Below are 20,818 nucleotides of genomic sequence, written 5' to 3'. Positions count from 1 at the left end.
GTACGGCCCTTGCGAAGACGACCTTCCGCTCTCCAGACGCGCAACCGCCCTCAGGAGGCCACTCCATGTACACCATCGCTTCCCGCCACGCGGACAAGATCATCACCCAGATGGCTGACAAGACGCAACAGGGTGGCCGAATGCTGATGGGTACTCGCGCGACCCGGGGAACCCGGGTCACCGCCGCCGAGCGTGGCACGAGAGTGACCCGCGGCACCAGGGTCACGTCCCAGGACCGGGGCACCCGGGTGACCGCACTGCTCGAGAGCGGCACGCGGGTGACGTTCCTGCCGGAGAGCGGCACCCGGGTCACCAGGGGAACCAGGGTGACCCGCGGTACCCGCGTCACCTCGCTGCTGGAGTGCGGCACCCGCGTCACCCGGGGTACGCGCGTCACCCGGGGCACCCGCGTGACCTCGCGGCTCGAAGCGGGGACGCGCGTCACCCGGGGTACCCGGGTCACGGCGCTGCTGGAGTGCGGTACCCGGGTCACCTCGCTGGTCGACCGGGGCACGCGCGTCACGCGCGGCACCCGGGTGACCCGCGGCACCAGGGTCACCGCGGGCACCCGCGTCACGGCCGCCTAGGCGGCGGGTTCGCCCAGGTAGGGCAGCCACAGCGGATCGGTGTCCACGACACCGGCCAGCAGCCGCCAGTGCGCGCCGCGCGGGGCGTTGGGGACCACGCGCAGGCGCCAGCCCAGCTCGGCGAGCATCTTGTCCGCCTTGCGGTGGTTGCACTTGGCGCAGCAGGCGACGCAGTTCTGCCACGTGTGCTGACCCCCGCGGCTGCGCGGGACCACGTGGTCTATCGTCTCCGCGCGGCCACCGCAGTAGGCGCAGCGGTACCGGTCGCGGTGCATCAGCCCGGCCCTGGTCAGCGGCACCCGCCCGCGGTAGGGCACGCGGACGTAGCTGCTGAGCCGGATCACCGAGGGGACCACCACGTTCGACGTCGCGGAGTGCACGACCAGACCCGCCGGGTCACCGTGCACGACCTCGGCCTTGCCGCAGACCACCAGCACGACGGCACGGCGCAGCGACAGCGCGGTCAGCGGCTCGAAGGTCGTGTTGAGCAGCAGCACCCGGCGCCTGCCCCACGAGGGGACCGGCGCGGGGACGGCCACGACCGGCGGACCGGTCGGGACGGCCACGACAGCGCTCGGGGCGGCCCTGGCGCGCGTGAGCGCGGGACCCGGGTGACCCGGGTCCGGGCAAAGCTTCGGCCCCGGCGCGTGCCCCGAGGGCGCGCCGGAGCGGGTCGGTTGTCGGTCTGGCACTCGACCACCTCCACCGGTGCTGGCCTAAGTCGACCACAAACCCGACCCGGAACGCACGTGTGTTATGTGACGTGTCCCGGATCGCCCAGCTAAATCACGGTGAACCCACCCGCGGCGCGCAGCCGCCGGGGGCGCCCGGTTCGGGGCGTTCACGCCACCCGGCTATCGTCGCGCTCGATGACTCCCGAGCTGATCCCCGCGCTACTCCCGACCGGGTTCCTCCGCGCCGACCTCCCGTTCATCACGGCGCCGCCGAAGTGCATCACCGAGGACGGCTCGTGGTGCGCCGAGGTGTGGCGGCTGACCGGGAACGAGTGGCTGGCGGCCTCCGCGGGCTGGCTGGTGGCCAAGCCGCTGAAGATCCTGCTGATCTTCGTGGTGGCGTTCCTGATCCGGCTGGCCGTGCGCAGGCTCATCGACAAGCTGACCTCGGGCAACGGCAAGACGCCCGCGCTGCTGCGGCCGCTCAAGGAGCGGGCACCGCAGGCGCTGGGCTCGCTGGTGGTCTCGGAGCGGCGCGCGCAGCGGGCCAGGACCATCGGCTCGGTGCTCAAGTCCGTGGTGACGTTCCTGGTCTACGGGCTGGCGTTCATCCTCGCGCTCGGCGAGCTGGGGGTGCAGCTGGGCCCGATCATCGCCTCGGCGGGCATCGTCGGCGTCGCGCTCGGGTTCGGCGCGCAGAACCTGGTCAAGGACTTCCTGTCCGGGATCTTCATGATGCTGGAGGACCAGTACGGCGTCGGTGACGTGGTGGACGTCGGCGAGGCCAGCGGCACGATCGAGGCGGTCGGACTGCGGGTGACCACGCTGCGTGACGTCAACGGCACCGTGTGGTACGTGCGCAACGGCGAGATCCTCCGGGTCGGCAACTCCAGCCAGGGCTTCGCGGTCGCGGTGGTCGACCTGCCGGTCGGCTACGGCGCGGACGTGGACGCGGTCACCGACCTGCTCGCCAAGGTCATCGGCGACGCGGTGGCGGAGGAGCAGATGTCGGCGGACGTCATCGAGCCGCCGGAGGTGCTCGGCGTGGAGAAGGTGACGCCGGAGAGCATCACCATCCGGATGACCGTCAAGGTCCGGCCGGGCAGGCAGTGGGCCGTGCAGCGGGCGCTGCGGGCGCGGGCGATGGGCGCGATCGAGGAGGCGGGGATCCAGCCGCCGATGGGTCGGCTGTTCCCCCCGACGCCGCCCGCGTAGCGCCGCGTGGGGGAGGATGGGCGCGTGGGCACCCCGAGCGATCCCGAGATCGAGAACTTCTACCAGGCCGTCGGCGGCGAGGAGACATTCCGCCGCATCGTGGCCCGGTTCTACGCCGAGGTGGCCGCCGACGAGATCCTGCGGCCGATGTACCCGGAGGAGGACCTCGGCCCGGCCGAGGAGCGGCTGCGGCTGTTCCTGATGCAGTACTGGGGCGGCCCGCACACCTACTCCGACCGGCGCGGGCACCCGCGGCTGCGGATGCGGCACCAGCCGTTCACCGTCGGCCCGCTCCAGCGCGACGCGTGGCTGCGGTGCATGCGGATCGCGGTGGACGAGGCCGGGCTGTCCGAGCCGCACCGGGAGCGGCTGTGGCAGTACCTGGAAATGGCCGCCAACAGCCTGCTCAACAGCTGGGGCTGACCGGTCCAAGGTCACAGTCCGGCGGTTGGGGCCGTCCGCGCGCCCCGCGATGGCAGGATGGTTCACCGTGCGACGAACCGCCGAGTCCGACCCGACCGGCTCCCCGGTCCCGCCGTGGTGGCAGCGCGCGGTGTTCTACCAGGTCTACGTCCGCTCCTTCGCCGACTCGAACGGCGACGGCGTCGGTGACCTGGAGGGCATCCGCTCCCGCCTCGGCTACCTGGAGCTGCTGGGGGTCGACGCGCTGTGGCTCACCCCGTTCTTCCGCTCCCCGATGGTCGACCACGGCTACGACGTGGCCGACGCCCGCGAGGTCGACCCGCTCTTCGGTGACCTGGAAGCCTTCGACCGGCTGGTGGCCGAGGCGCACGACCACGGCATCAAGGTCACCATCGACGTGGTGCCCAACCACACCAGCGACCGGCACCCGTGGTTCCAGGAGGCCGTGGCCGCGCCGCCGGGCAGCCGCGAGCGCAACCGCTACGTCTTCCGCGACGGCCGGGGAGCCTTACCCCCCAACAACTGGATCAGCGTGTTCGGCGGTCCGGCGTGGACCCGGGTGCCGGACGGCCAGTGGTACCTGCACCTGTTCACCCCGCAGCAGCCGGACCTGAACTTCGACGAGTCCGAGGTGCGCGCGGACCTGGTGCGGACGCTGCGCTTCTGGCTCGACCGCGGCGTGGACGGCTTCCGCGTGGACGTCGCGGACGCGATGGGCAAACCGGCCGGGTTGCCGGACATGCCCGAACACCTGCTGTCGGCGGACCGCTCCGCGACGCACGGACCGCTGGACCCCCGGTTCGACAACGAGGCCACGCACGAGGTGCACCGGCTGATCCGCAAGGTCGCCGACGAGTACCCGGGCACGATGGCCGTCGGCGAGGTCTGGGTCGAGACCGACGAGCAGTTCGCCGGGTACGTCCGGCCGGACGAGCTGCACCTGGCCTTCAACTTCGCCCTGACGCACACCGACTTCGACGCCGACGCGGTCCGCCGGGCCATCGACCACTCGCTCGCGGCGGTGGCCCGGTCCGGCGCACCGGCCACGTGGACGCTGTCCAACCACGACGTCACCCGGCACGTGACCCGCTACGGCGGCGGCGCGCGCGGGATCCGGCGGGCCCGCGCGATGGCGCTGGTGCAGTTGGCGCTGCCGGGCGTGGTGTACCTATACAACGGCGAGGAACTCGGCCTGCCGGACGTCGAACTGCCGGACTGGGCTTTGCGGGATCCGCTGTGGGAGCGCTCCGGTCACGTGGACCGGGGCCGCGACGGGGCGCGGATCCCCTTGCCCTGGGAGGGTTCCGAGCCGCCGTTCGGGTTCTCGACCGGGGCGCCGTGGCTGCCGGTGCCGCCGGAGTGGGCGGCGCTCACGGTCGAGGCCCAGTTGGAGGACCCCGACTCGATGCTGTCGCTGTACCGGGCGGCGTTGGAACTGCGCAAGACCCACGCGGGCTTCGGCGGCACCGAACTGGAGTGGTACGGCGCTCCCCCCGGCTGCTTCGCGTACCGGCGCAAGGGCGGAGGGCTCATCTGTGCGTTGAATACGTCCGACGCGCCGGTTCCGTTGCCCCCCGGTGAGATCTTGTTGTCCTCGGGACCGATGGCGGGCGACGAGCTGCCCCCGGAGACCGCCGTCTGGCTGGTCTGACCGGGGGTTCGCGGTCAGACCAGCAGCGGCAGCAGGGCGTGGCGGCGGCGGACCACCGCGCCGTAGCGGGCGTCCAGGCGGAGCCAGGAGTCCGTGGCGGTGACGCGGATGTGGTCGTCGTCGGAGTCGGTGAGGAAGCCCATGCCCGAGAGGGCGAACAGGCACCGCAGCGGGACCTTGATCTCCAGGCCGTCGCCGGTCACCGTCAGCACCGTCTGGTCCAGCAGCGACGCGGGCGGGGTGCCCTGGGGGCCGGTGTTCTCCCGCGCGACCGCGATCCCCTTGTCCGCCAGCTCCGCCACGGCCTTGGCAGGCAGGTGGTCCACGACCTGCCAGTGGCGGGTGGGCGGCAGCGCCGAGCGCCAGAGCAGGTCGCGGGACGGGCCCGGGTCCAGCTCGGCGCCGCGGACCACGGCCAAGGCGGTGAGGAGCTCGGTGCCGGAGACGGTCGTGTCCGACGGGGTGATCTCGCCGCGGGCGGTGCGGGTGGCCAGGACGTCGAAGGGGGTCGCGACCCAGGCGTCGACCAGGCCCTCGTCCCTGGCCCGCAGGCGCACCACGGCCTGCTGGTCGAGGCGGACCGCGCGGGCCACGAAGGCGCCGAGGTCGTCGCGGTCGGCCGGGTCGGCGAAGCTCAGGCTAGGCACCGTTGCCCCCGCTGTGCCAGGCGGCCAGGAAGTCGCGTTCGGAGTCGGTGATGCGCCGGGGCTTGCCGCTGGCCAGGTCGTACGGGGCCAGCGTGGTCGACGCGGTCACCGCCACCGGATCGGACTCCGAAGGGCCGCTGCGGACCGAGTAGTCGATGACGAAGTAGGCGGCCCGGATCTCCCGGACCGACATCTCGATCCGTAAGGCGCCGCCGTTGGCGAACAGGGGCGCCTTGTAGTCGACGGCCAGCTTGGCCACCACCACACCCCTGGCCAGGTCGTCCGCGCCGCGCAGGGCGGCCTCGCGGAAGAGCAGGTCGACCCGGGCCTCTTCCAGCAGGGTCACCGTGTTGGCGTGGTTGACGTGGCCGAAGAGGTCCATATCGGACCACCGCGGCCGCACCTCGGCGACGAACACACCCAACTGCTGCCTCCCAGCCGTGAAGTCCCGGCGAAACGCCGTACGACGACCTTATCCCCGGTACGCCGCGGGGCGGCGGGTGTCCCCCGCCGCCCCGTGGGAGACGTGCTGCTAACCGATCTCCACCGGCTAGCGGACCACGCTGCGGACCTGCCGGACGGCCACCGACAGGGTCGCCAGGTCGAGCCTGCCGGAGGCCTGGATCTCCTCCAGGGCCGCGCGGGCCCGGGCCAGCCGGGAGGTGTTCGTGCGCTCCCACCCGGAGATCTTGTCCTCCGGCCGCTCCCCCGGGTCGCTCTGCCGCAGCACGTCCAGGGTGATCGCGCGCAGCGACCCGTACAGGTCGTCGCGCAGGGCCAGCCGGGCCAGGGCGTGCCAGCGGTTGCCGCGCTCCAGCGCGCTGATCGAGGTCAGCATCTCGTCGATGCCGAGGTGGTCCGACAGCGCGAAGTACAGCTGCGCGGCCTCCAGCGGGCTGCGCTCGGTCTCCAGCCCGCCCGCGTCCCGCTCGGCCAGCTCGGCGATCTCGGTGATGTCGAGCAGGCTGTACGCGTCGAGCAGGCCCGAGATGCGCTTGGCCAGCGGCCCCGGCACCCCCGCCGACGCCATCCGCTCGGCGTCCGCGGCGGCCTCGTCGGCGGCCCGGCCGCGCAGCAGGTCGCCGACCTGCGGCGCCAGCTCGCTGACCACCCGGTGGAACCGGGTGATCTCCGCGCCGACCGCCAGCGGCTGCGGCCGGTTGGACAGCAGCCACCGCGACGCCCGGTCGAGCAGCCTGCGGGTCTCCAGCACCATCGAGTCGGCGAGCTCGGTCGGCACCACGTTGTCCAGCGCGTCGACCTCCCGCCAGATCGCGGGCAGGTCGTAGACCCTGGTCGCCACGGCGAACGCGCGGACCGCGTCGGTGGTGCTGGAGCTGATCTCCTCCGCCAGGCGGAACGCGTAGGAGATGCCGCCGCCGTCGACGACCTCGTTGACCAGCAGGGTCGTGGTGATCTGCCTGCGCAGCGGGTGCGCGCCGATGGCCGGGCCGAACCGCTCGCGCAGCTGGGTCGGGAAGTACTCCGGCAACCTGCGGGCGAACACGTCCTGGTCGGGCAGCTCGCTGGCCAGCACGTCCTCCTTGAGGGCGAGCTTGACGTGCGCGAGCAGCGTGGCCAGCTCCGGCGAGGACAGCCCGTCGCCCGCCTTCTCCATGGCCTTGAACTGCTCGCGCGACGGCAGCGCCTCCAGCCGCCGGTCGAAGCCGTCCTCCCGCTCCAGCGCGTCGACCAGGCGGGCGTGCACGGACGCCATCGGCTTGGCGTGCGCGCGGCTGACGCCGAGCACCGCGTTCTGCCGGTAGTTGTCGGCCAGCACCAGGTGGCCGACCTGGTCGGTCATCTCCGCGAGCAGCTCGTCGCGCTGCTTCGACGCCAGCTCGCCCTCGCGGACCAGGTGGTCGAGCAGGATCTTGATGTTGACCTCGTGGTCGGAGCAGTCGACGCCCGCGCTGTTGTCCAGCGCGTCGGTGTTGACCTTGCCGCCGCGTCGGGCGAACTCGATCCGGCCGCGCTGGGTCAGACCCAGGTTGCCGCCCTCGCCGACCACCTTCACCCGCAGCGCCGAGCCGTCCACCCGGAGCGCGTCGTTGGCCTTGTCGCCCACGTCCGCGTGGCTCTCGGTGCTCGCCTTGACGTAGGTGCCGATGCCGCCGTTCCACAGCAGGTCGACCTCGGCCAGCAGGATCGCCTTCATCAGCTCCTGCGGCGAGAGCTTGCCGATGTCCTCGGGCAGCCCCAGCGAGCGCGCGGCCTGCGCGCTGACCGGGATGGCCTTGAGGGTGCGCGGGAAGACGCCGCCGCCCTCGCTGATCAGCGAGCGGTCGTAGTCGTCCCAGGACGAGCGGGGCAGCTCGAAGAGCCGCTTGCGCTCGTTGAAGCCGACCGCCGCGTTGGGGTTGGGGTCGAGGAAGACGTGCCGGTGGTCGAAGGCGGCCACCAGCCGGATGTGCTCGGAGAGCAGCATGCCGTTGCCGAACACGTCACCGGACATGTCGCCGACGCCGACCACGGTGAACGCCTCGGTCTGGGTGTCGACACCCAGCTCGCGGAAGTTGCGCTTCACGCTCTCCCACGCGCCCTTGGCGGTGATGCCCATGGCCTTGTGGTCGTAGCCGACCGAGCCGCCGCTGGCGAACGCGTCGCCGAGCCAGAAGCCGCGGCTCTTGGCCAGCTCGTTGGCGATGTCGGAGAACGTCGCGGTGCCCTTGTCCGCGGCGACCACCAGGTACGTGTCGTCGCCGTCGTAGCGGACCACGCCGCGGGCGGGCACGACCTCGCCCGCCTCCAGGTTGTCGGTGAGGTCGAGCAGGCCGGAGATGAACATCCGGTAGCAGGCCACGCCCTCGTTCTGGAACGCCTCGCGGTCCAGGCTCGGGTCGCCGGTGGGCGCGGGCGGGCGCTTGACCACGAAGCCGCCCTTCGCGCCGACCGGCACGATCACCGCGTTCTTCACCGCCTGCGCCTTCACCAGGCCCAGCACCTCGGTGCGGAAGTCCTCCCGGCGGTCGGACCAGCGCAGACCGCCGCGGGCGACCGCGCCGAAGCGCAGGTGCACGCCCTCGACGCGCGGCGAGTAGACGAAGATCTCGAACTTCGGCCGCGGCTCGGGCAGCTCCGGCACCGCGCGCGGCTCCAGCTTCACCGCCAGGTACGGCCGCAGCGCGCCGTCCGCGTCGCGCACGTAGTAGTTGGTGCGCAGCGTGGCCCGGATGACGGTGAGCAGGCTGCGGAGGATGCGGTCCTCGTCGAGGCTGGTGACGCCGTCGATCAGCTCGGAGATCTCGGCGATGCGGGTGCCCGCCTGGGAGTGCCGGGTCTCCTCGGACAGCGCCGGGTCGTAGCCGACCTCGAACAGCCGGACCAGCGCGGTGGCGATGCCGGTGTGCGCGAGCACGGCGTCCTCGATGTACTCCTGCGAGTACGGGGTGCCCGCCTGGCGCAGGTAGCGCGAGTAGGCGCGCAGCACGACGGCCTGGCGCCAGGTGAGGCCGCCGCGCAGCACCAGCGCGTTGAACCGGTCGGGTTCGGCGTCACCGCGCCAGATCGCGGCGAACGCCTCCTGGAAGTCGACCTTGAGCCGGTCCAGCTCCTCGGCCGTGCGGCCCTCCAGCACCGACGGGTCGATGCGCAGCCCGAAGTCGTAGATCCACCAGCGCTCGCCGTCCTCGCGGCGCAGCTCGTAGGGCCGCTCGTCGACGACCTCCACGCCCATGTTCTGCAGCACCGGCAGCACCTGCGACAGCGTCACGCCCTCGCCGGTCAGGTAGAGCTTGAACCGGCGCTCCCCCGGGGTCGCCTCGCGCGGCACGTAGAAGGACATGCCGAGGTCGCCGCCGTCGCGCAGGTCCTGCAGGCGGCGCAGGTCGGCCAGCGCGTCGGCGGCGTCGAAGTCCTCCTTGTAGGCCTCCGGGAACACGCTGGCGTAGCGCTGGCCCTGCTCGGTGGCCGACTCCGGGCCCAGGGCGACACCCGCGTCGGCCTGCTCGCGCTGCTCGGCGAACACGGCCTCGACCAGGCGGTCGTCCCAGCCGCGCACGGCCTCGGTGAGCCGCTCCTGGATCCGCTGCGCGTCCGCGTCGACGTGCCTGCCGGGGTCGGTGTGGATGATGAAGTACACCTGCGCCAGCGGCGTCTCCCCCAGCCGCGTGCTGAACTCCAGGTTCGTGCCGCCCAGCTCGTCGAGCAGCACCTCCTGCATGGCGATGCGCGAGGTGGTGGTGTAGCGGTCGCGGGGCAGGAAGATCAGGCAGGAGAAGAACCTGGCGTACGGGTCGCGGCGCAGGAACAGCCGCAGCCTGCGCCGGTCGGCCAGGGCCAGCACACCGGTCGCGGTGGCGTAGAGCGCGTCGGCCGTGGTGGAGAACAGCTCGGCGCGCGGCCAGTTCTGGATGACCTCCAGCATCCGCTGCCCCGAGTAGGACTCCATCGGGAACCCGGCCTGGTGGATGACCTCCCGCACGCGGCGGGCGACCACCGGGATGTCCAGGACGTCCTCGTGCAGCGCGTTGGTGGTGAACACGCCGAGGAAGCGGTGCTCGCCGGTGACCGTGCCGTCGGCGTCGAAGGTCTTCACGCCGACGTAGTACGGGTAGGTCGAGCGGTGCACCGTCGACGGGGCACTGGCCTCGGTGAGGACCAGCAGGCGCGGGGCGAGGGCGTGCGCGAGGGCGTCGGGGCCCGCGGTGAGGCTGCGCGCGGCGAGGCTGTCCTGGCGCAGCACCCCCAGGCCGCTGGCCAGCACGGCGCGCAGGGCCGGGTCGGCGCCGTCGTCGCCCGCGATCAGCTCGTTGCGCCGGTAGCCGAGGAAGGTGAAGTGGCCGTCGGCCAGCCAGCGCAGCAGGGCGGCGCCGTCGGTGAGCTGGGCCTGGTCGAGCGGGGGCGGGTTCTGCTCCAGCTCGTCGGCCAGCGCACGGGCCGTGGCGAGCATCCGGTCGGTGTCCTCGACGACCTCGCGGACGTCGTTGAGCACGGTGAGCAGGCCGGTCTCGATCTCCCGGGCGCGGTCCGCGCCGGTGATCAGGTCGACCTCGATGTGCATCCACGACTCGGCGAAGCACTCGCCGGGCGGGTTGTCCGGGTCGCAGGTCGGCTTGACGTCCTTGAGCTGCCCGGCGAGGTCCCGGCGGACCACCACGATCGGGTGCACGACGCGCTGCACCTGCACGCCGCGGCGGACCAGCTCGGCGCTGACCGACTCGACGAGGTAGGGCATGTCGTCGGTGACGATCTGCACCACCGAGCCACCCGAGTTCCAGCCGTCGGTGGCGGTGGTGGGGTTGAGCATCCGGACGGCCGGTCGGCCCTTGACCCGGTGCTCGGCGAGCTGCGCGTGCGAGCGCACGGCGCCGACGAGGTTCACCGGCTCGTCGCCGATGACCTCCTCCGGGGGGATGTAGCGGAAGTAGAGGCGGATGAGGTCGGCGATATCGGGGGCCTGCTGCGCGGCCCGCTCGATGAGGTCGTCTCTGGTCTGTTCCGGGCTGGTGCTGACCGGTCGTCCGGCCGACGCCGAGCCGTCGACGCTGACGGCTCCATCGGTGCGGGACGAGACTCCAGTCGAGGTCATTGTGTTCCCTGGCTCCACGCTTGGCGGCACGCCGCTGTGCCGCATGCACCCCACACATTAGTGCCGCCCCGGGCCACTCCCGCACGTCGGGATCACCGCGGTACCACCCCCGGAACGGGTCATGACGTGCGGTTTTGCGCCCTGGGAACGCGGTGTTTCGACCATCGTGACACGCCGGTCACCTGCCGTCGGCCTTAACCGTGGTCCAGATCGGCGGGCGCCCACTCCGACGACCGGTGCCTGCCCCGCAGCCCCGCGGGCGGCGTGGGCAGCCCGGACAGGTCCGCGCGCCGGGTCTCCCGCTCCCCCGGCTCGGCGGCGCGGGCGTCGGTGGCCCAGGTGGAACCGTCGGCGGGGCGGCGGGGCGGATCGGGTTCCCGCTCGTCGGCCCAGCCCTGGTTGGACTGGGTGGCCTGGAAGGCGACCAGGGCCTCGGCCAGCAAGTCGGCCAGACCACTGGGGTTGGTGCGCTCGCGCCTGCTGCCGGGACTGCCGGGGGACCGCCGCCTGCGGGCGGGGAGGGCGGGCCGGTCGGCGGGCTCGTCCGCGGACAAGGCGGGGCGGTCCAGGTCGACGGGCTCGGGGAACTCGTCCTCGGCCTTGTCGATCACCCCGGAGTTGCGCGGCAACCCCCGCAACCGAGCGGCGAAGTCACTGGCCAACCGGTCGGCGGCGACGGACGCGCTGGAGTCGACACTGCCCGCCCCGATGGACCCGGTGTCGCGTTTGAGGGGCGGGTTGTGGGGGTCGGGGATCGCGGGGGTGAGCGGGGGCTCGGGGATCTCCGGGCGGTGTGGGGGTTCGGGCACCTCGGGGCGGAGGGGGCCGGGGGTGGTGGGGTCGGAGCGGAAGGGGTCCGGCCGGAAGGGATCGGGGTGACCGGGTTCCGGCTGGAAGGGATCAGGCCGGAAGGGGTCTGGTTGCCCGGGTTCCGGCTGGAACGGGTCTGGCTGGAACGGGTCTGGCTGATCGGGGTCCGGACGAGTGGGGTCCGGCCGGAAGGGGTCTGGCTGGAACGGGTCTGGCTGATCGGGGTCCGGACGAGTGGGGTCCGGCCGGAAGGGGTCTGGTTGCCCGGGTTCCGGCTGGAACGGGTCCGGCTGGAAAGGGTCGGACCTGCCAGGGCCGGGTTGGGCGGGATCGGACCGGGTCGGATCGGACCGGAAGGGATCGGGTTGGGCGGGACCGGACCGGGAAGGGTCCGAGCGGGTGGGGTCCGAGCGGAAGGGGTCGGGTCGGGTGGGCTCGGGGTGACCGGGGTCAGGTTCGGCGGGGTCCGGCCGGGTGGGACCGAACCGAGCCGGGTCGAGCTGCCCGAGTTCGGGTCGGAAAGGGTCCGGCTGGGAAGAGTCGGACCGGAAGGGATCCGACCGGGTGGGGTCGGACGGAAAAGAGTCCAACCCGCCAGGCTCGGGTCGGAGAGGGCCGGACCGGGTGGAGTCCAGCCGAGCGGGACCGGACCGGGGCGGGTCTGGCCGGAAGGGGTCGGGTCGGTCGGGTTCCGGTTGGAAGGGGTCCGGGCCGGTGGGGGTCGGCTGGGAGGGGTCGGGCACCGGGCGGTCGGGCGGCGTCGGGACGTCGTCGGGCTTTGGGGGTTGGGGCTGGGAGTTCAGGAAGAACTGGTCCAGCGGGAGGGCCGGGGCGGGGATCCTCGGGAGGAGTCCCGAGTCCTGGGCGCGCACGGTGTCGGCGGGGATGGGAGTGGTGTCGTCCTCGGACCACAGGTCGCTGTCCGGGGCCAGCGAGGCGGCGGGCAGCATCGGCGGGGAAGGCAGATCAGTGCCGACGAGAGCGTTGGGGTCGTAGTAGTAGTCGTCGTCCTCGGGGGCCCTGCGGCGGCCGCCGCCCTCGGCGGTGACCCCGAAGCGGCTCAGCACGGCTTGGGCGCCCGCGGTGGGTTCGTCCGAAGTGGACTTCTCGACGGGTTCCTCGGCCTTGGCCCGGCGCGCGGCGCGCCTGCCGACCGGGGCGGAGGGGTCGGGGGTGGTCTCGGCGTTGTCCGCTTGCGGGACGGGTCGGCGGAACGACCCGGAGTCCTGCGGCCACACCGGGGCGCTGTCCTCCGGGGTCAACCGCGTCCAGGAGCCGGAGTCGCGTAGCTCGCGGCTGGCGGTGGTTTCCTTGCCTTCGAGGATGGCCTCGATCCCGCTTGGCCGGGGCTCGACGGGTTTTTCCCGCCGGACCCCGCCGGTCAGCCTGCGTACCTGGGCCGCGTCGATCTCCCGGCTGAACGCCCCTGACCGGTGTGTTCGCCGCCCGCCGTCGGATTCGGGGTTGGCCTGGGGGCCGAACACCCCGGGGGTCTCCCCGGCGGGAATCCGGTGCGCGCCGGAAGCGAAGTTCGCGGCGGAGCCCGGTGTGGCCGTGTGTGCGGGTTGGTCCGCATGACCAAGGGGCGCGGCGTCCGTTGGTGTGTCGGGCACAGCCACATCCGCGAGGTCTCCACCCGGGGGGGCGGCCGGGTGGGAACGCTTGTGCTCGCCGGTGTGTCCGAATGCGCCTGACCCGCGGTCCGGCCCGGCGGCATGGGCTGCCGCGTCGGTGGTGGGTGCCGACGTGGAGGCGGGGGAGGTCGTGTGTGAAGCGGAAGCCGTGTGCGCGCCGATGGCGGGTTCCATCGGCGCGGCGGGCACCGCGTCGGCCGTGGCGCGAGAGGCGGAAGCATCGTGCGCCCCGGTCACGACCGGCGTGGCGAGCATCGCATCGACGGCGGTCGGCGCGGACGCGAAGGAGGCTGCCCGCGAAGCGGGAACGGCGTGGGCCCCGGTCGCAGCGCCCAGGGCGCTAGCCGCGTGTCCCGCCTGCGCCACGTCGGCGATCGGGGTCGACGTCGAAGCGTGCGAGGTGGCCTGCGCTGCGGGAACGGCGTGCGCCCCGGTCGCCGCGCCAAGGGCGCTAGCCGTGTGTGCCGCCTGCGCCGCGTCAGCGATCGGAGTCGACGTCGAAGCGTGCGAGGTGGCCTGCGCGGCGTGGGTTCCGGTAGCCGCGCCGGGGGCGCTCGTTGGCGTGGAGGTTGCCCGTGGAACGGGAGCGGCATGTGCCCCGCTCGCCGCAACGGGGGCGCTCAACGGCGTGGCAGCCGTGCGCGCCGCGTCGGCGATCGGGGTGGGCGTCGAGGCGTGGGGGGTGGTCTGTGCGGCGGGAGCGGCGTGGGTGCCGGTTGCCGCATCGGTGGTGAGTGGTGACGCGGGGGCGGCGTGGGCGCCAGTCGCCGGGCCGGGGAGGGCTATCGGCGCCGCGGCTGCGTGTGCGGCGTCGGTGGTGGGGGTCGATGTCGGAGCGTGGGGGGTGGTCTGTGCGGTGTGGGTTCCGGTGGCCGAGTTGGAAGGGGCCGTCGGTGTGGTCGCGGCCGTTGTGGGGGCAGGCGGGGGCGTGGTGGGCTGTGGGGTGGGGGTGTCCGGGTCGAGCGGGACCGTTTTCGCCGTGGTGGGGGTGCGGTCCAGGCGGTCGGTGCGGCGCAGGACGGCGGGGGCCGGGGTCAACTGCTCCGGTACGGCCATGGCGCGGCGGGCGGCGGCCAGCAGGGCGTCGATGCCGGTGGTCGGGCCGTCCGGGGTGCCGGGGGCGGCGGCGGTGCCGGTGGTGATGGTGAGTTCCTGGCCGTGGTCGTCGATCAGCCACTGGGCCTCGGTGGCGGTCTCGCGGATCGCGGTGGCCAGGCGGTCGGCCGTGTCCAGGGACGTGTCGGGCAGCAGGACCGCGAACTCGCCCCGGTCGGAGCGGAGCAGTTCGGCGTTGGCCGGGGCCAGGGCCCGGACGTGGATGGCGAGGGCGTTGAGGGACACCTCGCCGCCTACCGGAAGGGGTGGTTCCTCGGGTTCGATCGGTTCGGCGACGCCCTTGGGGCCGACCCGGACCAGCGTCACGGCGAACGTCTCCCCGTCCGGGGCCGGTTCGGTGATGACTCGCCGCGAGGTCGCCCCGGACGCGCTGGTGCGCGCGCGAGTCGGGGCCTCCGGGCCCGTGGCCCGCTCGGCCCGCCGGGAGACGACGGCCGAATCGCGGGTCCGCGCGGAAGCGGACGCCGGGGTGCCGGGCACCGCGGGGGTGGCCGCGGAATCCGAGTCCCGTTTCGCGCGCCGTGCGATGGCCCCCGAGTCGTTGCGCGGTCGGGATGGGGTGGCGGGTGCGGTCCCGGTCAGGGGGGTGGTGCGGGGTTCTTCGTCTTGCTCGGTGCCGGGGTCGGTGACCGCGCGCACCGAGGGGGCGGTGTCCTCGCCTCGGGTTGCGCGTCGGGAGAGGGGGGCCGAGGTGGCCGTCGCGGGCTTTTGCTCCTCGGCGGCCGGTGTCGGGGTGGTGGGCCTGGTCTTGGCGGGGACCGCGGTGACCGGGCGGACGGCGTTGCGGAGGGCGGCGACGGCGGTGGCCGGGTCGTGGACGGCACCGACTTCGGCCACCAAGAGCGACTTCGCCGACTGGGCGGCGCGGAGGTAGCGGTACTCGGCGGCGCGCGCGGAGCGCAGGGCGTGCAGGGCCTCGACCGGGTGGTCGGCCTCCTCCTCGGCGTGGGCGAGGAACGTCCACGCGTCGGTGAGCAGGGAGTCGAGGTGGTGGCGTTCGGCCACCCGGACGACCTCGGTGAGCAGGATCCGCCCGGACTCGGCGCGGCCGGAGGGCAGCAGGACGCGGGTGGCGATGGCCAGCCGCAGCCTGCCCAGGGCCAGCGCGGAGGTGGCGCGGACGGGTTCGCCCAGCGCCACGGCGGCGACCCGGCCCGCCTCGTCGAGGTCGCCGTCGTCGAGCAGGGCGCAGACCAGTTCCAGCACCAGCCGGGAGCGGGCCAGACCGCCCTCGGCCTCGGCGTCGGACATGCGGTTGAGCAGCGCGAGACCCTCGCGGGCCGACTCCGCGGCGGCCTCGGTGTCGCCGTGGCGGCGGTGGTACGAGGCGGCCCGCACGCACAGCAGCGACCGCTCCAACCGGCGGCCGTCCTGGCCGGTGTCCCCGTCGGCGGCGAAGAGCCGGTCGGCCTCGGCCAGCGCGTCTTCCAGGTCGTCGCGGTTGCCGACGTGCGCGGCGCACGCGACGAACTGGCCGAGCGCCAGCGCCCGACCGGCGGGCCGGGTGCCGGTGGCGCGCAGTACCGGCCGCAGCAGCTCGCAGCCGGTGAGCGGTTCGCCGAGCACCCGCGCGCAGGCCGCCAGCGCGACCCGCAGCACCGCCGCCCGGTCGACCTGGCCGCCGCCGGTGACGGCGCGCAGCGCGGCCAAGCCGGGCTCGACCGCCTCGGCGTGCCTGCCCAGCTTGACCAGCAGCGTGCCCAGCAGCTCCTGCGCCCTGGTGACCGTGGCGGCCTCGACCGCCGCCGAGGTGAGCGCCCGGGCGGCGAACTGGACCGCCAGCTCCGGGGCACCGCCCCGGAGCCGCTCGGCCGCGTCCACCAGCTCCGCGCACCGGGACGGGGACGACCCCTCCGCCGGTAACTCGTTCCAGGCCGCCACGTCGCCGCTCTCCTGTCCGGTCCTCTAGTCCCGGGTGAGCTTGCGGTAGGTCACCCGGTGCGGCCGCGCGGCGTCGGCGCCGAGCCGTTCGATCTTGTTCTTCTCGTACCCCTCGAAGTTGCCCTCGAACCAGAACCACTTGGCCGGGCTCTCGGGGGTGCCCTCCCAGGCCAGGATGTGGGTGCAGGTGCGGTCCAGGAACCAGCGGTCGTGGGAGATGACCACCGCGCACCCGGGGAACTGCTCCAGCGCGTTCTCCAGCGACCCCAGGGTCTCGACGTCGAGGTCGTTGGTCGGCTCGTCGAGCAGGATCAGGTTCCCGCCCTGCTTGAGCGTGAGCGCCAGGTTGAGCCGGTTGCGCTCGCCGCCGGAGAGCACGCCCGCGGGCTTCTGCTGGTCCGGGCCCTTGAAGCCGAACGCGCTGACGTACGCGCGCGAGGGCATCTCGACCTGGCCGACCTGGATGTAGTCCAGGCCGCCGGACACCGTCTCGAACACCGTCTTCTTCGGGTCGATGTTGGCCCGGTTCTGGTCGACGTAGGACAGCGACACCGTCTCGCCGATCTTGACGTTGCCGGTGTCCGGCTTCTCCAGCCCGACGATCGTCTTGAACAGCGTGGTCTTGCCGACGCCGTTGGGGCCGATCACGCCGATGATGCCGTTGCGCGGCAGGTCGAAGCTGAGCCCGTCGATCAGGACCCGGTCGCCGAAGCCCTTCTGCAGCTTGTCGACCTCGACCACGATGTTGCCCAGGCGCGGGCCCGGCGGGATCTGGATCTCCTCGAAGTCGAGCTTGCGGGTCTTCTCCGCCTCCGCGGCCATCTCCTCGTAGCGGTCGAGGCGGGACCGGGACTTGGTCTGCCGGGCCTTGGCGTTGGAGCGGACCCAGGCCAGCTCCTCCTTGAGCCGGCGCTGCAGCTTCTGGTCCTTCTTGCCCTGGACGGCGAGCCGCTCGGCCTTCTTCTCCAGGTAGGTGGAGTAGTTGCCCTCGTAGGGGTAGGTGCGGCCGCGGTCGATCTCGAGGATCCACTGCGCCAGGTTGTCCAGGAAGTACCGGTCGTGGGTGACGGCCAGGACGGCGCCCGGGTACTGCGCGAGGTGCTGCTCCAGCCACAGCACGCTCTCCGCGTCCAGGTGGTTGGTGGGCTCGTCGAGCAGCAGCAGGTCGGGCTTGGACAGCAGCAGCTTGCACAGCGCGACCCGGCGGCGCTCGCCACCGGAGAGCACCGTGACGTCGGCGTCCGGCGCCGGGCAGCGCAGCGCGTCCATGGCCTGCTCGAGCTGCGAGTCCAGGTCCCAGGCGTCGGCGTGGTCGAGCTCCTCCTGGAGCTTGCCCATCTCCTCCATCAGCTCGTCGGAGTACTCCGTGGCCATCAGCTCGGCGATCTCGTTGAACCGGTCGAGCTTGACCTTGATCTCGCCGAAGGCCTCCTGGACGTTGCCCAGGACGGTCTTCTCCTCGTTGAGCGGCGGTTCCTGCTGCAGGATGCCGACGGAGTAGCCGGGCGAGAGGAAGGCCTCGCCGTTGTTGGGCTGGTCGAGGCCGGCCATGATCTTGAGCACGCTCGACTTGCCCGCGCCGTTGGGGCCCACCACCCCGATCTTCGCCCCGGGCAGGAACTGGATGGTGACGTCATCAAGGATGACCTTGTCCCCGTGCGCCTTGCGCACCTTCTTCATGGTGTAGATGAACTCGGCCATGCTGGCGATCGTAGAGTGGTCGGTCGGCGCCCATGAGCGCGACCGGGGGGACCGGACGCGCCGTGGCGTGCGTACCGCCGAACGGGTTACGCGGTCGACCGTCGCGCAGCGCGTCGACCGGCTCACGCTTCGCCGTGGTCGAGTACCGCTCGCCGTCGGGCGCCGCGGCCCGGTGCTCTGACGACCCGCACCTCCCCTCCCTGTCCCATGCGGACATGCCTCCGCGGTGACCACGGCAAACCCCTTCACGCGGCCTGGGCGGCAGGCCCGGGTTCGGCAGTCGGGGCGGACCCGCTCGGCTCGGCCGCGCCCGGCAACGCGGTCACCCCGGCCTTCTCGGCCACCCCCGGGCCCTCGGCTGGCTCGGGGTTCTCGGTCGCGGTCCGGCGCCAGGCGACCCGGTCGGGGTCGCGCTTGACCTCCACCGGGTCGAAGGTCAGGTCGGGGCCGACAGCCCGGGCGTCCACCTCGACGCTGAGCCGGAGCCTGCCGTGGTGCTCGAACTCGCGGTGGTACAGCCTGCCGACCACGATGACCCGGTCGCCGCGGGCGAGCGAGGTGTGCGCGTTGTCGCCGAGCCTGCGCCAGCAGTGGACGGACACGAACATGCCGTCGCCGTCCACCCAGGACTGGGTCTCCGCGTCGAAGCGGCGTTCCCGGCAGTGCATGCGGAAGCTGGTGATCGATCCGGTGGAGAAGCGCCGCCGGGTGATCTCCCCGGCGAGCCTGCCGACCAGCGTGACGATCGTTTCGTTCATCCCTCGACCTCTCTCGGATGGGCCTTCCGGACCAGGGTGACCGAGGCGCGAGGCCGGTTCGAGGAGGCGGCGGGAGCTGTGGACAGCTTCGAGGTATGTGGATGACTTCGGACGGGAAAACCGCCCCATTCCGGAGTTCTGGACCCGAAATCGGGTCAGTTCTGGGGTTTGCCGTCCGCCATCTGCTTGAGCATGGCGTTGTAGGCGTCGAGGTCGTCGGAAGTGCCCTCGTCCACCCGGCGGTCGGATCGGCGGGCCTCGCGGTCGTCGGCGCGCGACCACTGGGCCAGCAGCGCGATCAGCACGACCAGCAGCGGGATCTCACCGGAGGCCCAGGCGATGCCGCCGCCGAGCCGCTGGTCGGCCAGCAGGTCGGTGTTCCACGGCAGGCCCAGGCCCTGGTAGAAGCGCTCGCCGATGACCGTCTGGGTGCTCATGAGGATGACGCCGAAGAACGCGTGGAACGGCATGGAGGCGAAGACCAGGCCGAGCCGACCGACGTGCGGGAGCTTGCGCGGCGCGGGGTCGACGCCGATCACGGGCCAGTAGAACAGGTAGCCCACAAGGAGGAAGTGGGTGTTCATGACCAGGTGCGCCCAGTGCTTCTCCAGCGCCGAGTCGAAGAGCCCGGTCAGGTAGAGGCCGTAGAAGGAACCGACGAACAGCACCAACGCGACCACCGGCTGCGTCAGGAACCGGGACACCGGCGAGTGGACGAAGGCCAGCAGCCACTCCCGCGGCCCCGGCGGCGCGTCCTTCCCCGCGGCCGGGAAAACCCGCAGCGCGAGGGTCATCGGGGCGCCCAGCACGAACAGCACCGGCGCGAGCATGGACAGCAGCATGTGCGCTTCCATGTGCACGCTGAACATCGCGGGCGCGTACCGACCGATGCCGGACGAGGTGGCCACCAGCAGCACCAGGCACCCGGCGAGCCACGACACGACCCGGCCGACCGGCCAGGCGATCCCCCGGCGCCGCAACCGCACGACCCCGCGCAGGTAGAGCACGGCGAGCACGACGGCCGCGGTGCCGAAGACGAGGTCGAACCGCCAGCTGAACAGCAGCCGCGACAGGGTCGGTTCGGTGGTCAGCGGGTACCCGAGCGCGAGTTCGACGCGGTCCGGCTCGACGTAGAGGGCCTGCGGGGGTGGCGTCCTGGCCAGCGCGGCGGCGATGCCGATGGTCAGCAGCATGATCAGGACCTCGACGGCGGCCAGGCGCACCAGTGCCCCGCGCGAACCCCGCTCCACTACGGCGCGTACGCCGCGCTCGCGCTGGAAGTACCCGAAGACGCCGAGTACGAGCAGCGCGAAGGTCTTGACCAGGACGAGAGCGCCGTACCAGGTGTCGAAGAGGTCGCTGAACGGAACCCGCACCCACGCGTTGACCACGCCGGAGACCGCCATGACGATCCAGCACACCAGGGCCAGCTTGGAGAAGCGGCTCGCGGCCAGGCCGAGGTGCTCGGCGCTGCGGCGGCCGTGCGCGAGCAGCGCGACCAGGCCGCCGACCCACAGCGCCACGGCGACCAGGTGGAACAGCAGGCTGTTGGTCGCCACGTCGTGCTGGCCGCCGCTGGAGGAGTGTCCGGTGACCGCGACAGGCACGATGCCGACAAGCGCCACTACGAACAGCGTCGCCGTCCAGCCCCAGGTAAGGGCAAACCTCGTGCCGACAAGCACTACGAGCGCAAGAGCCGCAGTCAGTAACCACGCCTGAGCCTGGGTAAGAGTCCCTAGAAGGTTAAGAAGCACATCGGTTTGCAGAACCGACGTGATGGACTGGCCGACCGCGTCCGCGGCGGTGAAGGGCGCGGACAGCAACGCGCCGACGAACCAGACCGCGGCACCCCAACTCGCCATGCGCAGCGCGGCGTAACCACCCACGTCGAGGACACCGGAACGCTGCGGTGGGACGAGGAACGCGGCGAAGAGCAGCGAACCGACGGTGACCACGCAACCGACCTCGGTGAGCACTCTGACCACGGTCAACGCGTGCTCGGTGAACGCGTCCGGGGTCGGGAGGCCCTGCAGCTCGTACCGGTCGCCCCCGGAGGCGGCGACGATGGCGGCGCCGACGAGGGCCGCGAGCAGTCCCCCGACGACGAGCAGTGGGGCCAGGCCCGATCCCGGGCGCCGGGTGTCGGTCGCGCTGTCCTGTGGCACGACTCGAGGGTAATCGCCACCCCCCA

At 72.7% G+C, this 20,818-nt stretch carries 12 protein-coding genes; 4 read left to right on the top strand and 8 right to left on the bottom strand.

Going from position 1 to position 20,818, the window contains the following annotated elements; all coding sequences use genetic code 11:
• The first annotated feature begins 257 nt into the window (after positions 1-257).
• Entirely contained in the window at positions 258-587 is a 330-nt protein-coding gene (locus CLV40_RS40725; protein WP_374066457.1) for a hypothetical protein, read from the top strand.
• On the opposite strand, the gene CLV40_RS09890 is transcribed toward CLV40_RS40725, so the two are convergent.
• Positions 584-1,153 (bottom strand): HNH endonuclease, encoded by a 570-nt coding sequence (locus tag CLV40_RS09890; RefSeq protein WP_245931193.1) that lies wholly within the window; start codon positions 1,151-1,153, stop codon positions 584-586. The genes CLV40_RS40725 and CLV40_RS09890 overlap by 4 nt on opposite strands.
• A 303-nt stretch (positions 1,154-1,456) precedes the next feature.
• On the opposite strand from CLV40_RS09890, the gene CLV40_RS09885 reads away from it, so the two are divergent.
• The 3 genes from CLV40_RS09885 to CLV40_RS09875 all read left to right on the top strand — a co-directional run bounded on the left by CLV40_RS09885 (position 1,457) and on the right by CLV40_RS09875 (position 4,550).
• The gene (locus CLV40_RS09885; protein WP_245931192.1) at positions 1,457-2,476 is read left to right on the top strand and encodes a mechanosensitive ion channel family protein; all 1,020 of its coding nucleotides are present in this window, start codon (positions 1,457-1,459) and stop codon (positions 2,474-2,476) included.
• Between the two features lie 24 nt (positions 2,477-2,500).
• Positions 2,501-2,899 (top strand): globin, encoded by a 399-nt coding sequence (locus CLV40_RS09880; protein ID WP_104478542.1) that lies wholly within the window; start codon positions 2,501-2,503, stop codon positions 2,897-2,899.
• A gap of 67 nt (positions 2,900-2,966) precedes the next feature.
• Positions 2,967-4,550, top strand: coding sequence for a glycoside hydrolase family 13 protein (locus tag CLV40_RS09875; protein WP_245931191.1), 1,584 nt, complete (start codon positions 2,967-2,969; stop codon positions 4,548-4,550).
• Between the two features lie 14 nt (positions 4,551-4,564).
• On the opposite strand, the gene CLV40_RS09870 is transcribed toward CLV40_RS09875, so the two are convergent.
• From CLV40_RS09870 to CLV40_RS09840, 7 genes are all read right to left on the bottom strand, one after another.
• On the bottom strand, positions 4,565-5,197 hold the full coding sequence (locus CLV40_RS09870; RefSeq protein WP_104478540.1) for a DUF8010 domain-containing protein: 633 nt from the start codon (positions 5,195-5,197) through the stop codon (positions 4,565-4,567).
• Entirely contained in the window at positions 5,190-5,621 is a 432-nt protein-coding gene (locus tag CLV40_RS09865; RefSeq protein WP_104478539.1) for an acyl-CoA thioesterase, read from the bottom strand. The genes CLV40_RS09870 and CLV40_RS09865 overlap by 8 nt, the downstream gene beginning before the upstream one ends.
• Positions 5,622-5,747: 126 nt before the next feature.
• A complete protein-coding gene (locus CLV40_RS09860; protein WP_104478538.1) occupies positions 5,748-10,727 on the bottom strand; it encodes an NAD-glutamate dehydrogenase in 4,980 nt (1,659 codons plus the stop codon).
• Between the two features lie 194 nt (positions 10,728-10,921).
• The gene (locus CLV40_RS09855) at positions 10,922-16,168 is read right to left on the bottom strand and encodes a hypothetical protein (protein ID WP_104478537.1); all 5,247 of its coding nucleotides are present in this window, start codon (positions 16,166-16,168) and stop codon (positions 10,922-10,924) included.
• A 24-nt stretch (positions 16,169-16,192) separates the two neighbouring features.
• Entirely contained in the window at positions 16,193-17,869 is a 1,677-nt protein-coding gene (gene ettA, locus CLV40_RS09850; protein WP_104478536.1) for an energy-dependent translational throttle protein EttA, read from the bottom strand.
• A gap of 245 nt (positions 17,870-18,114) precedes the next feature.
• A complete protein-coding gene (locus CLV40_RS09845) occupies positions 18,115-18,627 on the bottom strand; it encodes a single-stranded DNA-binding protein (RefSeq protein WP_181043415.1) in 513 nt (170 codons plus the stop codon).
• A gap of 155 nt (positions 18,628-18,782) precedes the next feature.
• Positions 18,783-20,792, bottom strand: a complete 2,010-nt coding sequence (locus CLV40_RS09840; RefSeq protein ID WP_104478763.1) for a bifunctional copper resistance protein CopD/cytochrome c oxidase assembly protein — start codon at positions 20,790-20,792, stop codon at positions 18,783-18,785.
• Positions 20,793-20,818: the final 26 nt, after the last annotated feature.

The organism is Actinokineospora auranticolor, assembly GCF_002934265.1.
Taxonomy (GTDB): domain Bacteria; phylum Actinomycetota; class Actinomycetes; order Mycobacteriales; family Pseudonocardiaceae; genus Actinokineospora; species Actinokineospora auranticolor.
This window is presented reverse-complemented; position numbering and strand designations above follow the sequence as displayed.

Excerpts from the sequence above, each read along its gene's own strand:
- CLV40_RS09885 (WP_245931192.1), top strand. The coding sequence starts at position 1,457 with ATGACTCCCGAGCTGATCCCCGCGCTACTCCCGACCGGGTTCCTCCGC.
- CLV40_RS09860 (WP_104478538.1), bottom strand. The coding sequence starts at position 10,727 with ATGACCTCGACTGGAGTCTCGTCCCGCACCGATGGAGCCGTCAGCGTC.
- ettA (WP_104478536.1), bottom strand. The coding sequence starts at position 17,869 with ATGGCCGAGTTCATCTACACCATGAAGAAGGTGCGCAAGGCGCACGGG.
- CLV40_RS09845 (WP_181043415.1), bottom strand. The coding sequence starts at position 18,627 with ATGAACGAAACGATCGTCACGCTGGTCGGCAGGCTCGCCGGGGAGATC.